The organism is Lentimicrobiaceae bacterium (assembly GCA_023227965.1).
GTDB lineage: Bacteria > Bacteroidota > Bacteroidia > Bacteroidales > JALOCA01 > JALOCA01.
The window spans coordinates 1-17,314 of sequence record JALOCA010000051.1 but is presented as its reverse complement, the minus strand read 5'-3'; the positions used below and the strand labels follow the sequence as shown (position 1 = coordinate 17,314).

10 protein-coding genes are annotated in these 17,314 nt (G+C 40.9%); 4 read left to right on the top strand and 6 right to left on the bottom strand.

All coding sequences use genetic code 11. From position 1 onward, the window contains the following. The 5 genes from M0R21_12750 to M0R21_12730 all read right to left on the bottom strand — a co-directional run. Positions 1-3,294: C25 family cysteine peptidase (locus tag M0R21_12750; GenBank protein MCK9618690.1), on the bottom strand; the 3,294-nt coding region annotated here is incomplete at its 3' end. A 298-nt stretch (positions 3,295-3,592) separates the two neighbouring features. After that, positions 3,593-4,885 carry a serine hydroxymethyltransferase gene (locus M0R21_12745; GenBank protein ID MCK9618689.1) on the bottom strand — a complete coding sequence of 431 codons (1,293 nt, stop codon included), beginning with the start codon at positions 4,883-4,885 and terminating at the stop codon, positions 3,593-3,595. Positions 4,886-4,999: 114 nt separating this feature from the next. Then, positions 5,000-5,590 (bottom strand): nicotinate (nicotinamide) nucleotide adenylyltransferase, encoded by a 591-nt coding sequence (gene nadD, locus M0R21_12740; GenBank protein ID MCK9618688.1) that lies wholly within the window; start codon positions 5,588-5,590, stop codon positions 5,000-5,002. A 112-nt stretch (positions 5,591-5,702) separates the two neighbouring features. Next, positions 5,703-6,302 (bottom strand): guanylate kinase, encoded by a 600-nt coding sequence (gmk, locus tag M0R21_12735; protein MCK9618687.1) that lies wholly within the window; start codon positions 6,300-6,302, stop codon positions 5,703-5,705. Between the two features lie 38 nt (positions 6,303-6,340). Then, positions 6,341-7,213 (bottom strand): YicC family protein, encoded by an 873-nt coding sequence (locus tag M0R21_12730; protein MCK9618686.1) that lies wholly within the window; start codon positions 7,211-7,213, stop codon positions 6,341-6,343. Positions 7,214-7,362: 149 nt separating this feature from the next. Between M0R21_12730 and M0R21_12725 the strand changes: the two genes are divergently transcribed. After that, on the top strand, positions 7,363-8,385 hold the full coding sequence (locus tag M0R21_12725) for a 6-phosphofructokinase (protein ID MCK9618685.1): 1,023 nt from the start codon (positions 7,363-7,365) through the stop codon (positions 8,383-8,385). A 12-nt stretch (positions 8,386-8,397) separates the two neighbouring features. Then, entirely contained in the window at positions 8,398-10,182 is a 1,785-nt protein-coding gene (locus M0R21_12720; protein MCK9618684.1) for a M14 family metallopeptidase, read from the top strand. Between the two features lie 4 nt (positions 10,183-10,186). Here M0R21_12720 and M0R21_12715 read toward each other — a convergent pair whose 3' ends face one another. Then, positions 10,187-10,921: an NUDIX domain-containing protein gene (locus M0R21_12715; protein MCK9618683.1), complete on the bottom strand. Its 735-nt coding sequence runs from the start codon at positions 10,919-10,921 to the stop codon at positions 10,187-10,189. 333 nt (positions 10,922-11,254) lie between these two features. Here M0R21_12715 and M0R21_12710 point away from each other — a divergent pair, with 333 nt between their 5' ends. Further along, positions 11,255-12,640, top strand: a complete 1,386-nt coding sequence (locus M0R21_12710) for a sugar MFS transporter (GenBank protein MCK9618682.1) — start codon at positions 11,255-11,257, stop codon at positions 12,638-12,640. Positions 12,641-12,996: 356 nt separating this feature from the next. Next, positions 12,997-17,154: a PEP-utilizing enzyme gene (locus M0R21_12705; GenBank protein MCK9618681.1), complete on the top strand. Its 4,158-nt coding sequence runs from the start codon at positions 12,997-12,999 to the stop codon at positions 17,152-17,154. Positions 17,155-17,314 lie beyond the last annotated feature (160 nt).

Below are 17,314 nucleotides of genomic sequence, written 5' to 3'. Positions count from 1 at the left end.
GGCTGTAAGGGTAAGAGTTACGCTTCCATTTTCAATATCTGAATCCCCGGGGGTGTATTCGGGTTGCAAAATGTTTGGATTGTCGAAAGTTCCCGTTCCAGAAGTTGTCCAGTGCAATGAAACATAGGCATTGGCACTCCCTGATAGTGTGTAGGTTACTAATTCACAAATTTCTGCATCATCACCTGCAGAAGCTGAAGGCATTACATCTTCTGGAAGTCGGACTAAATCAATCCAAACGGCGTCGCTGCCTTGCGTCCCACCTGAATTTTTTGCATAAACCCATTTAAAAGTATGAACTCCAGCTTCAATGGCAAATACTTTCTTGTTCCAGTCGTTTTCGCCACCCCATTGCCCTTTTTGCAAATCGTCAATATAAAATTTCAGGTAGTCTGCGTTTTCGGAAGAAGTTTTGCTGTAAAAGAGGATACTGTCTGGATTTTCAACATAGTATTGCAGCAGCAGTTCACTTGTCTGGTCGTTGGAAATAATACCTGATTTGGCACAAAATCCTCCTTCAAAAGCTGATGAAGGCGAAATAGTCCAGTCGGCATTTCCACCCTGTTGCCAGTTGAACTGGGAAAAGTCTCCGCTTTCAAAATTTTCTACATGCCAGGCAAAAGGAATTGAAAAATTTTTATCTACCTGGTAACCTGCGCACTGTACTTCGCCATTGAATATGGCATAGCCGTTTATAGGTACTTCCGGATTTGCTTGTACAGCAAACTGGGCTTCCGAAGTTTCTCCCGCAGAAAGCTGGAGAATATTTACTGATGAGTTTACTATGGATACATAGGTATTAAGGGTGCTTAACAATACAGTCAGGGAGGATGCATCGCTATGTCCCTGGTTGGAAATGGAAACGTTCATCTGGGCAATTTCTCCTGCATCGAGCCTTCCATTGTTGTTTCCTGCTACATCATTCACTAATAAATTATTAACAGACAATACCGGAGCATTGGCATTCATAAAAAAGTCGCTCATCCACTCTGTAATGCCATCGGTAGTGGTAATGGTAAAATTTAATTTGTGCTGGTCGGGGATATTGTTGGCAATAGTGAAAGCAAATCCATCAGCAGGAGTTGATTGTTGCCCGGCAGCGATGGTTCCGTACAATTCGGAATTGTCAGTTATGGTAACGTATGTATCATTGCAACTCAGGATGGAGGTAAGGTTATTTGCAGGGCTACCCCCCGTATTTTCAAGGGTTACCGATAAAAAGATATTCTCGTTGTAGTCGGGTTGTCCGTTGTTGTTTCCATTGCCATCGTTGATGGTAAATTTATTAAAGATAATGTTTGCAGGTTCGGAATTTACAACGGCAATATCAGTTATGTAAGGAATTCTGTTAAAGGCGGTAATTACAATATGAATGGTGCCTGTTTCGGTGAGTGCCGGGAAATTAAGATTTGCACTTCCAAGGGAAAGATTGGCGGTGGCAATTATCTGGTTATTGATGGTAAGAGCCACTAAACCTGAACCGGTACTGGCATTTACTGCAATCTGGGAAGTTCCGACAGGTACTGTGGAAGGATGTGTAGCCGTTATGGCAGTTGGCATCTGGGTGCGGACCATCAGTGATGGATCGCCAAAAATATTCCAAGTATCCGTCATTTCCATGCCGTCGGCTCCGTATTCATCATTCATCAAGATGCAGCCGTTCATGGTTATTCCACCGAATGTTCTTTTAACATTACCCGGTATCATTTCTGTAAGAATCTCATTCATTGCATCTTGACCATCCATTGGAGGGTCCCAACTCTGGTTGATGGTTGACATTAAAGCCGCAACGGCACCCGAAGGCTGCCCGTTGTGCTGTGCCCTGAGCCAGACTTCTGCAAAACAGGTTAATCCGGCAAATTTACCGTTTACACAGGCTACTGAAATAATGAATGGTAGCATGTTATCATTGGCAAGAGCATTCACATTTGTATTTGAAAATCCGGTAGTTGTCCAATTCGTTTCGCTGCCATGTCCCGTATAGTTGATTATGCCTCTCCCTGTATTGATTTCAGTAGCTACCATGGCGGAAGTGGGATTGCCGGGAGCATCGAATCCTCCCTGGCTGCCATCGTAAAGTTCGGCAACGGAAGTATAGGTATAATCAAGCAATTTGGTGCGGATATTGCGAATATGCTGCCAGTCGTACTCATTATCATCGCCGGGTCCTTGGCTGGAAGCTATTCCTACTCCCTGCGAAAACCAATCAATGGTGGTTAATGGATTTTTTTCATAATTCAGCACTTTTTGTACCTGGGTTTCTACTTGCTGAATATTTTCTGCAGAGAATCTTCCCACAAATAAATCAGGATAATGGTCGTTACCAACTATATAGCTGTAACTGTTGTCGGAAGAACCTCCCGAAGCATTCAGTGTGGGAACCTGTGCTGCATCTCCCACCAATAAAACATAGGTAAGATTGTGTGTATTGTAATAATTTGTTATATAATCCTTTATAGCATTGGCGTTACCAATGGTTGCCACATCTACTATTTCGCAGGCAATACCCTGCTGATTCTTCCAATCAATTAAAGGCTGCATTGCTGTCATAAATGACCCATAGCTTATTATCAACATACTCCCCTGTTCTTCAACATCTGTATAATTATTTGCAGGAGCATTTAGGAATGTACTCTGGTAAATGGCATCGAATTCAGTATTTGAATGCCTGAGGTTTTTGCTACCAATGAACGGATTTGTACCTTCTTCATTCGTAGCAAATATTTTGATTTCCAAATGGGTATAAACCCGTAACACTTTAGTAACCGGGTTATATTGAAATGGATACACATCTATTGCCTGCCCTCTGAAATTGCGTAAGATGTAAGGATTGCCCTGTGCAACAAGCCTGCCAGGATAAAATGCATCAATAGTATATTCCTTTCCATATGTATAAAGAACAGAAGCAGGATCAATATTGCGATACAGATTGCCTTTGGAAGGAGCTATTTCAATATTAAAATAGTCCTTGTATTCGGAAGCAATAATCATGTAATCTGTTTTTGCCTTATCAGGGATGATAAAGGAAGCGGTGAATTTTCTCAAGTCGGGTGCTCCTGCCTGCAGGAGGGGGGATGTATTTTCACAGTTAAGTATGCTGGCTTCGCCCCTTGGAGTTTGAACGGTTTGTAGGGAATATCCTTCAATGGTAATGCTTATAGTCGTTTGTGAAGCATCGGATGAAACCAATGACACGGAAGCAGGAACTGATTTTCCAGAGGTAGTACCTACCCAATTTCCTGCAAAAATCTGTAGGGAAATGATTGATAAAAGGAGGAGTAAAAGTTTTCTCATAACATAATATGGTGTAATTGAACAAATTTCATTGCAAAATGAATAGAATGCAGTATCTGCTTTTTCTATCCAACAGCCTGATTTTCGGTGGAGCAAATATCTACAAAGTTATGTAAAAAAACACATTTTACTGAAATAATTATGATTGTCCATTTCGTTTTTCCATCCCTGTGGATTATAAAAAGCAAATTACACAATAAAAAAACTGCTTCCTTTATTCAGAAAGCAGTTTTTACAAGGATTACTGATTATTGTATTCTCGTTTATGGATGGTTACATTTGGGAAAATGAAAGCTGTTTAATAAGCAAACAAGGGAAAATCAGACATTAGTTCATTGACACGTTTGCGAACAGATTCGATTACGTTTTCTAATTTCGCTTCATTTTCTATGTTACCGATAACTTCGTCAATCAATTCAACAATGGGCGGGATATGTACTTCTTTGATACCACGGGTAGTAATGGCGGGTGTACCTACGCGTAGTCCTGAAGTTTGAAAAGGCGAACGGCTGTCGAAAGGAACCATATTTTTGTTTACAGTGATGTCGGCTCGTACGAGTGTATTTTCTACTTGTTTTCCAGTAATATTTGGGAACTTGGTCCTCAAATCAATAAGCATCAGGTGATTATCAGTACCTCCGGAGATTACGTGGTAGCCTTTTTCCACGAAAGCTTTTGCCATTACATTGGCATTTTTTTTCACCTGTACTATGTAATCCATGTATTCGTCAGAAAGAGCTTCGCCATATGCTACAGCTTTTGCAGCAATAATATGTTCGAGCGGACCGCCCTGAACTCCTGGAAATACAGCCGAATCAAGTAGCTGCGACATCTTTTTTATTTCCCCCTTGGGTGTTTTCAGTCCCCAGGGGTTTTCAAAATCTTTTCCTATGAGTATCATTCCTCCGCGGGGTCCGCGAAGGGTTTTATGGGTTGTAGTGGTAACAATATGACAATGTTTCAGGGGATCATTCAGCAAGCCCCTGGCGATTAAACCTGCAGGGTGGGCAATGTCTGCCATGAGGATAGCACCGATTTTATCGGCTATGTTACGCATGCGTTTGTAGTCCCAATCGCGTGAATATGCTGAAGCTCCTGCAATGATAAGTTTTGGACATTCACGCAAGGCAATTTCTTCCATTTTATCATAATTAACGGTACCTGTGGCTTCTTCTACTCCGTAAGCTACCGGACGGTAGAGAATACCCGAAGAATTGACAGGTGAACCATGCGATAGGTGACCACCATGCGACAGGTCGAGACCCATAAAGGTATCGCCTGGTTTCAAAACGGTCATTAAAACGGCCATATTGGCTTGCGCCCCCGAATGGGGTTGTACGTTTGCCCATTCAGCCCCAAAAAGTACCTTGGCGCGGTCAATAGCTATTTGTTCTGTTTGGTCAACAATTTGGCAACCACCATAGTAACGTTTCCCAGGATAACCTTCGGCGTATTTATTGGTGAGCACACTTCCCATGGCTTTTAGTACCTGATTACTGACAAAGTTTTCACTGGCGATGAGTTCGATGCCGTGTAACTGACGCTCTTCTTCCTCTCTTATAAGGTCGAATACTTGTTTATCTTTTTTCATACGAAAGAAATTTGTTGAAATCAATAATTTTGAAATTGATGGCAAAATTATAAAAAAAATTAGCGGAAAATGAAGTTTTCACTTTTTCGATGATTACTTGTGTAAACCGTAAGTTTATTTCTTATAAAAGTGCATTTCCTGTATATATTGCCATACTTTAGGAAGTAACATATATACTGGTTTTTTTCCTTCACGAATGTACTGTCGTATATTACTGGAAGATATTTCTATCATTGGGGCTTTTATTAATTGAACATTAGTATTATCTAAAAATTGACGGCTTTGCTTTCCTGGACGGGGATAAATATAAATATGATAATTATCTAATATTTTTTCATAATTTTTCCATTTATTAAAAGTAGGAAGAATATCTGTACCGGCAATCAGCGTAAACTGATAATCAGGATACTTTTCGCTTAGATATGTCAATGTGTGAATGGTATATGAAGGTTTTGGCATTTTAAACTCGATATCACAAACACGAAAACGGGAATCATTTTCTACCGCAATGCGAACCATCGCAAGGCGATGTATATCAGCCAGCAATGTTTCTTTCTTTTTCAAAGGGTTATGAGGCGAAACGACAAACCATGTCTCATCCAAATCAGTATTATTCACCATAAATTCAGCAATAATCATGTGCCCCAGGTGAATAGGATTGAAGCTGCCAAAAAGAAGACCTATATTTTTTTTTTCTTTACCCATAAATGGAGAAATTCCAATTTTTAAAAAACAAATGATTTGAACACTGATGACACTAATTTTATTTATTCCGGTAGCTATCAGGGTTAGTCAAATCTGTGTTATCCATGTTTTATTAAATATAATTTATAAATGACTCTACCAACTCCCTGGATTTCTGAACAGTTCCTTCCAAAATATCATTAACTACAATGTAATCAAATTGTTTTGCAAATGTCATTTCGTAGCTTGCTTTGTCGAGTCGTTTTTGCAAACTGACAGGACTTTCGGTGCCCCGGTTTTTCAGGCGTTCAGCCAACACTTGCAGCGAAGGGGGTTGTACAAAAATTGCAAGTGCCTTGTCCCCGAATATTTTTTTCAGGCTAAGACCACCTTTAACATCTACATCAAAAAGAACATTATTCCCCTTTGCCCAGATTCTTTCCAGTTCCGACTTCAGCGTCCCGTAACAATTGCCGGCATATACTTCCTCCCATTCCACAAATTCGTCATTTGCAATTTTTTGCTTGAATTTCTCAGGGGTAATGAAGTAATAATCTGTTCCGTCAGCTTCTGTTTCTCTTTTGGGACGGCTTGTAGCAGAAATGGAAAATTCGAGCCGGAGTTCCGGAATTGCAAGTAACTTTTTAACAAGGGTTGTCTTACCGGCTCCACTGGGGGCACTGAAAATGATAAGTTTTTTATGGAAGGCTATATCTGATGATGAAATATTCATTATAATAATATTATGATGTAAAAATATTTCCTGTTCCTCTACAAAATATTCCCCAATTGTTCTTTAATTTTCTCTAATTCATCCTTCATCTGCACGACCAGTTTTTGAATGTTTACTTCATTGGCTTTTGATCCTATAGTATTGATTTCACGTCCTATTTCCTGGGTAATGAAGGAAAGTTTTTTCCCTTGCGAAACGGCTTCCTGCAGAGTAATGATAAAATAATCGCAATGATTTTTTAAGCGTATTTTTTCTTCGGTAATATCAATTTTTTCGATATAATAAATTAATTCCTGTTCAAAGCGATTTTCATCAATTTTAATTTCTTCCTTCAGTTCGGCAAAACTTTTGCGAAAACGTTCTTTAAGGTTGACAATCCGCTCTTTTTCAAAAGTCTCAATTGCATTAAGATAACTTAATATCAAATAAATACGATTAACGAAATCGTGCATCAGCATATTACCTTCCTGGGTTCGAAATTCCTCGGTTTGGCTTAGGGCTGTCAGCAGACCCTTGCGAAATAATTTCCATTCATCTTCATCCAGTTCATCTCTTTCCGCAACCAATACATCCGGCATTTTCAAAATCAAGGAAAACAGATTTTCTTCTTTTTCATTCAGCTCGGCGGAGAGGTTTTTTAATTCGTTATAATATTTTTTAACAAGGTTGCGATTGATAGTGTAGGGACTGGTATCCCCTTTGTATTCAATGGAAACGCTGATGTCAATTTTCCCTCTTTCTAATGTTTTTCCCACTTCTGAACGTATTTCAATCTCCCTTGCACGATACCCGTTGGCAATCTTGGAGTTGATATCTAAAATTTTACTGTTAAGCGACTTAATTTCAATAATTATTTTTTTTGATTTCCATTCAAAAGTGCTTTTCCCAAAGCCGGTCATAGATTTTATCATACACAAAATATTTCAGGCAAATATAGGAAGGATAGTCCAAAATTGTATTTTTACAGACACGAATTTTAAAAAAGGTGAAATATTGACTTTTATGATTTTCAAAAATATATCAGAAAAAAACAAAAAATATGACTAAAAAGGCAAAAGGAATGCGGATTGGCATACTTACCGCAGGAGGCGATTGCCCGGGTATCAATGCGGCAATCCGGGGTGTTGGTAAAACAGCCATTGTAAAATACGGAATGGAACTGATAGGTATTTCCTCTGGGTATCTGGGGCTTATTAATAAAGAGTTTGTCGAACTGAAAGAAAACGATCTTTCCGGCATTCTGACTTTAGGTGGCACCATATTAGGTACTTCGCGGGAAAAACCTTTTAAAAAAGGGGAAAGTATTTTTAACAAAAACGAAAAGCCTCTTCTGATTAAAAAAAATTATGAGGAGATGAATTTGGATGCCTTGGTTTGTATAGGAGGAAATGGTACCCAGAAAACAGCGGCGCTACTTGCTGAACAGGGAATGAATATTATTGGGATACCAAAAACCATTGATAACGACGTTTGGGGAACCGACCAAACTTTCGGATTCGATTCGGCAGTTTGGATAGCTACCGATGCCATTGACCGGTTACATACCACCGCAAACTCCCATAAACGCATCATGATCATTGAAGTAATGGGACATCATGCCGGATGGCTGGCTTTGTATTCCGGTATAGCCGGTGGTGGCGATTTGATCCTTATTCCGGAATTAGGTTATAATGAGGATGTTATTAAAAATTATATGCAAAAACGTGTAGAACAAAAAAAAGCATATTCCATCATAGTGGTGGCGGAAGGTATTAAAAAACCCAAAAAGGAAGACTCTGCTGCTAAATATATTGCAAAACTTATTCGTAAACAGGTAGAACTGGAAACCCGTGAAACCATACTGGGCTATATTCAGCGTGGCGGCAGCCCATCTCCGATGGATCGCCTGCTTGCTACCCGTTACGGAACCCAGGCTGTGGATTTAATAGCCGAAGGTAAATTTGGACAAATGGTTGCTATTGTGGATAATATCAGTACTTCCATTTCTTTAAAAGAAGTAGAAGGAAAAGTAAGGAATGTCCCTACCGATCTTCCTTTGATCCAGAAAGCAAAAAATATGGACATCTGTTTTGGAATTGACTGATAATTTCCTTTCATGAAAAAATCTATTACTATACTGTTTTTAAGCTTTTTATATTTTTTAGGCTTTTCGCAGAATCCCATCTGGGATACTTATTACGAAAAAAGCGGTTGTACCGAAACGCCGCGGTACGATGAAACTATTAAATATTGCAAACAGCTTGTAGATTATTCGCCTTTAATACATTATGATATTTTTGGCAAAAGCCCTCAGGGAAGAGATATTCCGGCGCTGATCATTGATAAAAATAAAAATTTCACTCCTGAAACTGTCAGAAATTCAGGAAATGCCGTGGTGCTTATTCAGGCGTGTGTACATCCCGGAGAACCAGATGGTAAAGACGCAGGATTGATGTTAATTCGTGATTTAGTGATCAATAATAAATATCCCGGTTTGCTCGACCATCTTACTATTTTATTTATCCCAATTTTTAATGTAGATGGGCATGAAAGATTTGGCCCTTACAATCGCATCAATCAGGATGGACCAAAGGAAATGGGTTGGAGGGTTACCGCCCAAAATCTCAACCTGAACCGGGACTACATGAAAGCCGATGCCCCGGAAATGAAAGCCTGGCTGAAACTTTTTAACCGTTGGTTGCCGGATTTTACGGTGGATTGCCATGTTACTGACGGTGCAGATTATCAATATGTTTTAACATATGGCTTGGAACTATACGGAAACATGGATGCTAAACTTACTGCATGGACAAAAGATGTTTATCTTCAGTCCGTTGAAAAGAAAATGGAAGAGGCTAAATTACCAATGTTCCCTTATGTTTCTTTTCGGGAATGGCATGACCCAAGAAGTGGGTTAGTTGTAAATGTCGCACCCCCAATGCTTTGCGGTGGATATTGTGCTATACAAAACCGTCCCTGCCTGCTCATCGAAACCCACATGCTGAAAGATTATAAAACCAGAGTGGAGGCAACTTATGAATTGCTGAAACAAACAGCTTTACTTTTAAATAAAGAATACAAAAGCCTTATAAAACTAACTAAGGAAGCCGACCGGAACACTGTTTCAGAAACATTTCGTAACAAGTATTTTCCGGTTGCTTTTCGAGAATCTTTTGCCGACAGCACCCAGGTGTCCTTTAAAGGAGTGCAATATGAAGCAGTTAAAAGTGATCTAAGCGGAGGGTTATGGTTTCAGTACGATAAAACAAAACCGGAAACTTTTATGATCACCATGTTTAACCATCCCGTAGTGGAAGATTCTGTTTTACTCCCGGCCGCCTATATTCTTCCTCCGGAATGGATAAGTATTATTGAACTACTCGGCATTCATTCAATAGATTATAAAATTTTAAAAGCACCTACGAAAATAAAGATTACCGCTTACCGGTTTAAAAATCCAAAATGGAGTGAAAAACCTTACGAAAGCCGTCATCGTTTGGAAGTTAATTATGATGCAACGGAAGAAGAAAGAATGTTCCCTGCCGGATCTGTTGTGGTGAAAACGGATCAGCGTTCTGCAAAGGTAATAGCACATTTTTTTGAACCAAAAGCTTTTGACAGCTTTATTTCCTGGGGTTTTATGGATGCTATTTTTGAGCAGAAGGAATACGGCGAAACTTATGTTTTGGAAGTTCTTGCACGAAAGATGCTGGCGGAAAATCTGGATTTGAAAAACGAATTTGAGGAAAAAATGAAAAACGAACCTGAATTTGCCAAAGATTCCTGGGGTATCTTAAATTGGTTTTATAGTAAATCGCCTTACTGGGATAGGGCAGTAAATAAATATCCTGTGGGTAAAATTGTTTCTTCAGAAGTTTTGCAGTCGTTACCTGTTGAATAATGATTTATACCGAAAAATACAAATCTTCGGTTTTTGAACGGGAATACTTTTTCTTGTCGAACTTATACAACTGTGCAGGTTTATGTGCTACCCCCTTTTGCTTTTCATTTAGGGAGACGATGTAAGGAATACTGGCAATACGCTTCCTGAAATTCCGTTTATCGAGCCGGGTGCCGAAAATTACTTCATACAGTTTTTGTAACTGACCTATAGTAAACTTTACGGGAAGCAATTCGAATCCGATGGGTTGCGTACGCAATTTATTTCTTAAGGCTTCGAGTGCTTTATCAATAATTTCCCGATGGTCGAAAGCAAGTTCGGTAATTTCGGTAATGGCATGCCAGCTAGCATTGTTTACAATTTTTGCTTCCGAAATTTCCCGGCTTTCAATTTTAACCAATGAATAATATGCGATAGTAATTACTCTTTCTTCCGGGTGATCAATAGAATGTAACCAGATGATATCGCGGGTTTTTTCTTTTATACGATTCACAGAACCAAAAGTGTAAAACTGTTCCAGGTAAATATTTTTCATACCGGTGAGCTCGAATAATACCCTTGACGCAGAAGCATCTATATCTTCATCATAGCGAATCAGGTCTCCGGGAAGTTTCATATCTCTGAAAACAGTGCCTTCTATGTCCACTTTGCGCTCAATTAGTAAAACATTCAGTTTTTCAAAGTCGAAACCAAAAATTACACAATCAACCGATACATAAGGTATTAGACCTTCTTCCATTTATATATTATAATGTTGATACTCTATACTTTAAATACTTTCAAAAAATATTAGTGTTAATAGTACACAAACATTTTTTGCAATGATAGAAAAAATATTACAGTGAAATCAAATTTAGCAAACTAAAAGTCTAATTTTATAAATAAATTTGTAGGGTAAGTAAATTCTATGTATTCATACACACTTACTGTATATTACACACAAAATAAGTGATATGTAAACCTAAAAAGAAAAATTGAAGGGAAATAGAATTCTTATTAAAAATACAATTAACGGATATACAGGATATATAATGAATGATTAACCTAAACCATTTAAAAATAAAACCCACCTATGGCAATTTCTACATCCAAAAATCTTGAACAGGCAAATGGTACGCTGGTGCAGCGGATCAATTACAAACCCGCATTGGCATTGTTAACTTCTTTATTTTTCATGTGGGGTTTTATTACCTGCCTGAACGATATTCTGATTCCGCATTTAAAATCCCTTTTCGAGCTGAATTACACCAGGATAATGCTTATCCAGTTTACTTTTTTCGGGGCATACGCCATCATGTCGCTGCCTGCAGGATGGGTAGTGGGGAAAATTGGTTATAAAAGTGGTATTGTACTTGGATTAGTCGTAACCGGAATAGGTGCATTAATGTTTTATCCCGCATCGGTATTAATAAGTTATGGAGTATTCCTTACCGGATTCTTTATCCTGGCAACCGGAATTACCATTCTTCAGGTAGCAGCAAATCCGTTTGTCGCCATTTTAGGAGCACCGGAAACCGCTTCGGGAAGACTAAATATGACGCAGGCATTCAACTCTTTGGGAACAACCATTGCTCCCGTCTTCGGAGGATTGCTTATCCTTTCCAATCATACCGTTGCCGCTGAAAAAGCAGCTACTGTACAAATACCTTACATCGGAATTGCTCTTGCACTTTTCGTGATTGCAATGGTATTTGCTTTTGCTAAATTACCAAATATCAAAGCAGAAAGCCAGGAGAAAGCAGCCGGAAGTGCCTGGGCTTATCCACACCTGGTTTTGGGAGCTATAGCCATTTTTTTGTATGTTGGTGGTGAAGTTTCCATTGGTAGTTTTCTTATCAATTTTTTTAAAGAACCCGATATTGCCGGTCTGGTTGAAACGGAAGGCGCAAAATATGTGGCGATGTATTGGGGCGGAGCAATGATCGGAAGGTTTTTGGGCGCAATTTCCTTAACGGGAATAAAAAAACAGAGTACCAGGTATATGCTTTATGCTGCAACCATGGTGTTTGCATTTTTCCTGGCATGGTATCTTACCAAAGAAACTACCCTTGCAGCATTGTTCCTTGTTTTTGTAGTTATAAATCTTGCAGGTTTCTTTTTTGGGAAAAACAAACCCAGCCGCACTCTTTCCATTATGGCAGGTATTGTGGTTATTCTGGTTACCGTTACCGTAATTTCAAGTGGTAAATTTGCCATGTGGCCCATTATTGCCGTTGGACTGTTCAATTCCATCATGTTTCCGACTATTTTTACCCTTGCCATTAATGGCTTGGGTAAAAATACCAGCCAGGGATCCGGAATTTTATGTATGGCAATTGTAGGTGGAGCAATTGTTCCGTTGCTTATGGGTGTACTTGCGGATCATTTTGGTATTCATCACTCATTCCTGATTACCCTTATTTGCTATCTGTACATTCTTTTTTATGGAATTCGCGGATATAAACATCAGATTCAATAAATAAGTGATTGGGCTGATAGAATGTTGATTTTTTATAAAAGATTGTCCGTAGTAGGGCATTAATTATTTGATCTCCTAACGGAGAATTTACAAAAAATAAAAAATCCTTTCTATGGATATTAAAACCCTGACGGGTTATTGTCAGGCAGATGTAAAACATATTTTATCGCGAACTCAGATTACGAATGCAATAATTCGCACCACATTGGAATTAAAACCGAATATATCAAGGTATCAACGGTTAAGGTTTATGAACCTTAAATAGCTAAAAGTATCATATTTCCTCATGGAATCTTCGTAGCAGTTTTCGTTATATAGTTCTATTTATTGATGAGTCTATCTAACAAACTCCGAAAATGTGTATTTTTGGAGAAATGATGAAACCTGCCGAGATGATTAAAAAGGAAAAATTTGTGTCCCAGGCTCTGGAAGCCAACCTCGCCGAAACCCGTTACAAAAACATTGTAATCCCGCCGGAACATCAGCAGTTTATCGAGCTTTCGAAAGATTATTACGGCATCAGCAAACGTGCTTCCGACTGCTTTATCGAGTTCCAGCACCCATTCTCCAACCGGAAGTTCGTGGTGGAACAATTGCGCGAGATGATGCTCACCGACTTTTGGTTTTACACCACCCTACCGGAAGCCGAAAAAGCTTATTTGGTAATTCTTTCGGTGTACGATACCCTGTTTACCAAAGGCATCAGCGAAGATTTGCAGGTGCTGGCAATCCGCACCCTGTTTGAGTTTATTGACAAGCTTACCGCTGAAAAGAAAGAGCTTACACAAACAGGTTTACTCACATTGGAAATTTTGCAGAAACATTTCTCCGCCAACATAGACAGCTTCATTAAAAGTTCAAGATTTGTTCTCCGTTTTCTGAAAAAGGCAGTGAAAATACCCGTTTTCACCGAGCCCATCCTGCAGCTTACCCGCAATATTCTGCAAAGCAATGTGGAATTCTGGAAGCACAGCACCGAAACAGAGCAATGGTACAAAAATAAAAAACAACTGTTCAGCAAGGATTATACCAATGAAATAGCCGGAATAGGTGCACCTTTTTTTGATGAAAAAATACAGAAGTTGCAGCAAGCAGGCAACTGGGATGCTCTTACCGAAACCGATGCCACCTACGACGACATGGCTTCGCATTTTATTGATTATACTTCGCATTTTGAAACTTTTACCGATAAGTTTTATTACACTTTTTACTTGCTTCACCTTCCGGGGATGGTGGAAATGAAAGAACGTCTCATCTGGAACATTGGTCGCCTGCTTGATAAGGCAATGGATGAACTGAAGCCGGGAGAGATTGAGTCGTTTACCGAGAAAATGTTCCACATGGCAGAAGACCTGCGTGGTGAACATACCTCTGCAGTGCTTGATTTTTTGCTGGTTTTAGGTAAGAAAAACATTGACCTCGACCCTACTGAGGACAAGCACCTCGTCAACGAGTTTGAGAAACGGCTCATTGACTTTGGCTTTGAAACGCCGGGCATAGTGTATGTGAACGAGGACTGGCAACTAAGCGTAAATCCCAATCACATCAAGAACATCCGCGTGTGGCTGGAGCTGATAGAATATTCGCAGGCGATGATGGAGAAGCTGCTGTCGGCACTTATCGTCAACTTGCGGCTGGGCGGAATCTTCATCAGCGATACCGACCTTTTTCAAAGGGAAATCACCAAGATACTAAACTCAAACATTGCACCTTACTATAAAAAAGTAAAACAGCTTACGCGTATTTTCCCGGTTTATTTCAATGAGATTGGTGCCGAAGGCGGAATACGCAACGTTACCACTTCGATGGACGAAATATCGAAGCGGGAAGACCGCCTGGTGCATTTTTTGCGAAAGCAGGTACACACCGAAAGCAACAACACCCTGATAGAACTTACCCGTAACGTATTTTATTTCTGGTACGATGGCAATCTGGAGGCATTGAAACCCCACTTGCCCAACGATGTTTACGAGTCAATAGACCTGCAAAGCGAATGGTTCCTCCCGGTACACCGTATGCTGGCGGAGATGTGCAAACAAAACAACTGCACACCCGACGACCTGCTGAACCTTGATTATCCGGATTTCAAATCTTACCTTGAGAAACTACCTGAGAAAAACGACCGCGATGTGCTCCGGCTGAACGACATCCGCAACCTGTATTTCCTGCTGAAAGAAAAGTATTCCTTCGACACCGAAGACATCATCTCCATTATGAACCAATATCCCTTCCTGAGCCCGGAAGAGATAGGAAAATTTGACCAGGCACTCAGCACTAATCACTACGACCGTGCCATGCGGATGATCTATCATTTCATGGACAAGCTGAAGCAGATCATCTTCAACCCCAAGCTTAGTGAAGGATGGGAAAATATCTACCATAAACGGCACATTGCCATCGGCATCCCTTCGATGTATGGCGTGTACCGCGAAGACAAGTTTGAAGCACTTGGGCTCACCTTCCGTCTCGAAAGGATAGCCACCCGGCTGATGGAGAAGATAGTGAACAACGTCAACCTGAACTATATTTCGCAAAAGACACTTAACCGCATCTACGAACTGCTCGAATACTTCCGCGAAGGGCTGGAATTAGACGGCATCAGTAGCCAGGGATTCGACTCCAACCTGCAAATGCTCAGATACAGTCTCACTTCGCAGAGTTTTTCACTCGACCAATATCTGAATATCTTCCAGTTTATTGCCGACGATGTGAGCAAGATTGTAAAAAAATATTTCCTCAGTTCGTACGAATACCCGCTAAAGATAGTGGTTCCTCAGTTATTTGTAAAAGATGAGAACATCTCTGAAAAAGAGACAAAACAACTGATACATAAAAAGTCGGAAGAGTTTTTCAGGGATGTCATCTCCTCGGCTTTCCTGGTACAGCCGTTGGACAACTTAGTGCAGAAAATTCTGCATTCGCTGCAAAACATGGTGGATAAACTGGACAAGGACCTGATAAACGACGTGATGTCGTACAATTCCGACCTTATCATCAGCCCGTTGTATGAACGCACGGTGAAGATGGACAACCAGATATTTCTTGGCTCCAAGGCTTTCTTCCTGAAAAAGCTGTTGCTTGCCGGACTGCCGGTTCCTTTAGGATTCATCCTTACCACAGAGGTGTTCCGCCGCCGCAATGCCATCAGCCACCATCCGGAAGTAAACCGCGAAATAGAAACTTTGATAGATAAAGAAGTGGAAGCCCTGGAAAGACTCTGCGGATGCCGGCTGGGCGATCCTCAGCGTCCACTGTTGCTGTCGGTACGTTCCGGAGCCGCCATCTCCATGCCAGGTGCCATGGATACCTACCTTAACGTAGGGATGAACGACACCTTCACCGAGTTGCTGAGCCGCCAGCCCAACTTCGGCTGGACGGCATGGGACTGCTACCGCCGTTTCCTGCAAAGCTGGGGTATGGCACATGGCATAGCGAGGGATGTATTCGATAAGATCATCCTCGAATACAAGAAGAAGTATGACGTTGCCTTGAAGATCAAGTTTACACACGAACAGATGCGCGACATTGCCCTTTCGTACAAAAAAGCGATTGACGACAACCACGTCTTCTTTGAACAGAATCTGCTGAAGCAACTGAAATATGCCATTGACAAGGTTTTTGATTCCTGGGGATCGGAAAGGGCGCAGGTGTATCGCCGTCATCTGCAGTTTGCCGACGAATGGGGTACTGCCGTCATCGTGCAGAAGATGATCTTAGGCAACCTGAATTACACCTCCGGAACAGGGGTACTCTTTACCCAGAACCCCAACCGCGACCGCCCGGGGGTGCATCTATGGGGCGATTTTACCCTTTGCAGCCAGGGCGAAGACATCGTTGCCGGACTGGTGAATACCCTCCCGGTGAGCGAGACACAGCGCAAACAACTGAACATGGAAGGCGATTCGCTGCAATCTATGCACCCCGAAATCTACCAGCGGATGAAACAGCTCTCCGTTGATATGATAGAAAACCACGGCTATCCTCCACAGGAGATAGAGTTTACCTTTGAATCGGAAGACCCTAAAGACCTCTACATATTGCAAACCCGCGACATCCACATGCAGAGACAAACGCAGGTGTACATGTTTACCACCCGCACCGAAGAGATGCACCACGTAGGCAGGGGAACGGGCATAGGCGGAGGCGCCATGAACGGCTTGCTTGCCTTCGACGAACAGGATATTGACAGCCTGCATGCCTATAATCCAGGTAAAAACGTGATACTGGTTCGCCCCGATACCGTACCCGACGACATCGGCATGGTATTTAAATGCGACGGTCTGCTCACTGCCAAAGGCGGAGCCACCTCGCATGCCGCCGTTACCGCCGTTACCCTTGGCAAAGCCTGTGTGGTAAACTGTACCGACCTGCGGGTGTTTGAAAACCTGAAACAATGCGAAATAAACGGACACCATTTCATCACCGGCGACATGATTGCCATTGACGGTCATTTCGGCAATATCTACAAAGGCAACTATCCCGTAGAGCTTTCTGAGGTAAAAGCAGGGATTTAGGAGGCATAAGCTATGGGCTGGGAGCTATGAGCTGAGAGCTATGAGTTGGGAGCTATGAGCTATGAGAATTATATCCAGCGGGAGGCTGTAAAACGAACTGTGTCAAAGGGAATAAATAATTAAATTTGACACAAGAAATGGAAAAAGGTAAATTTGATTT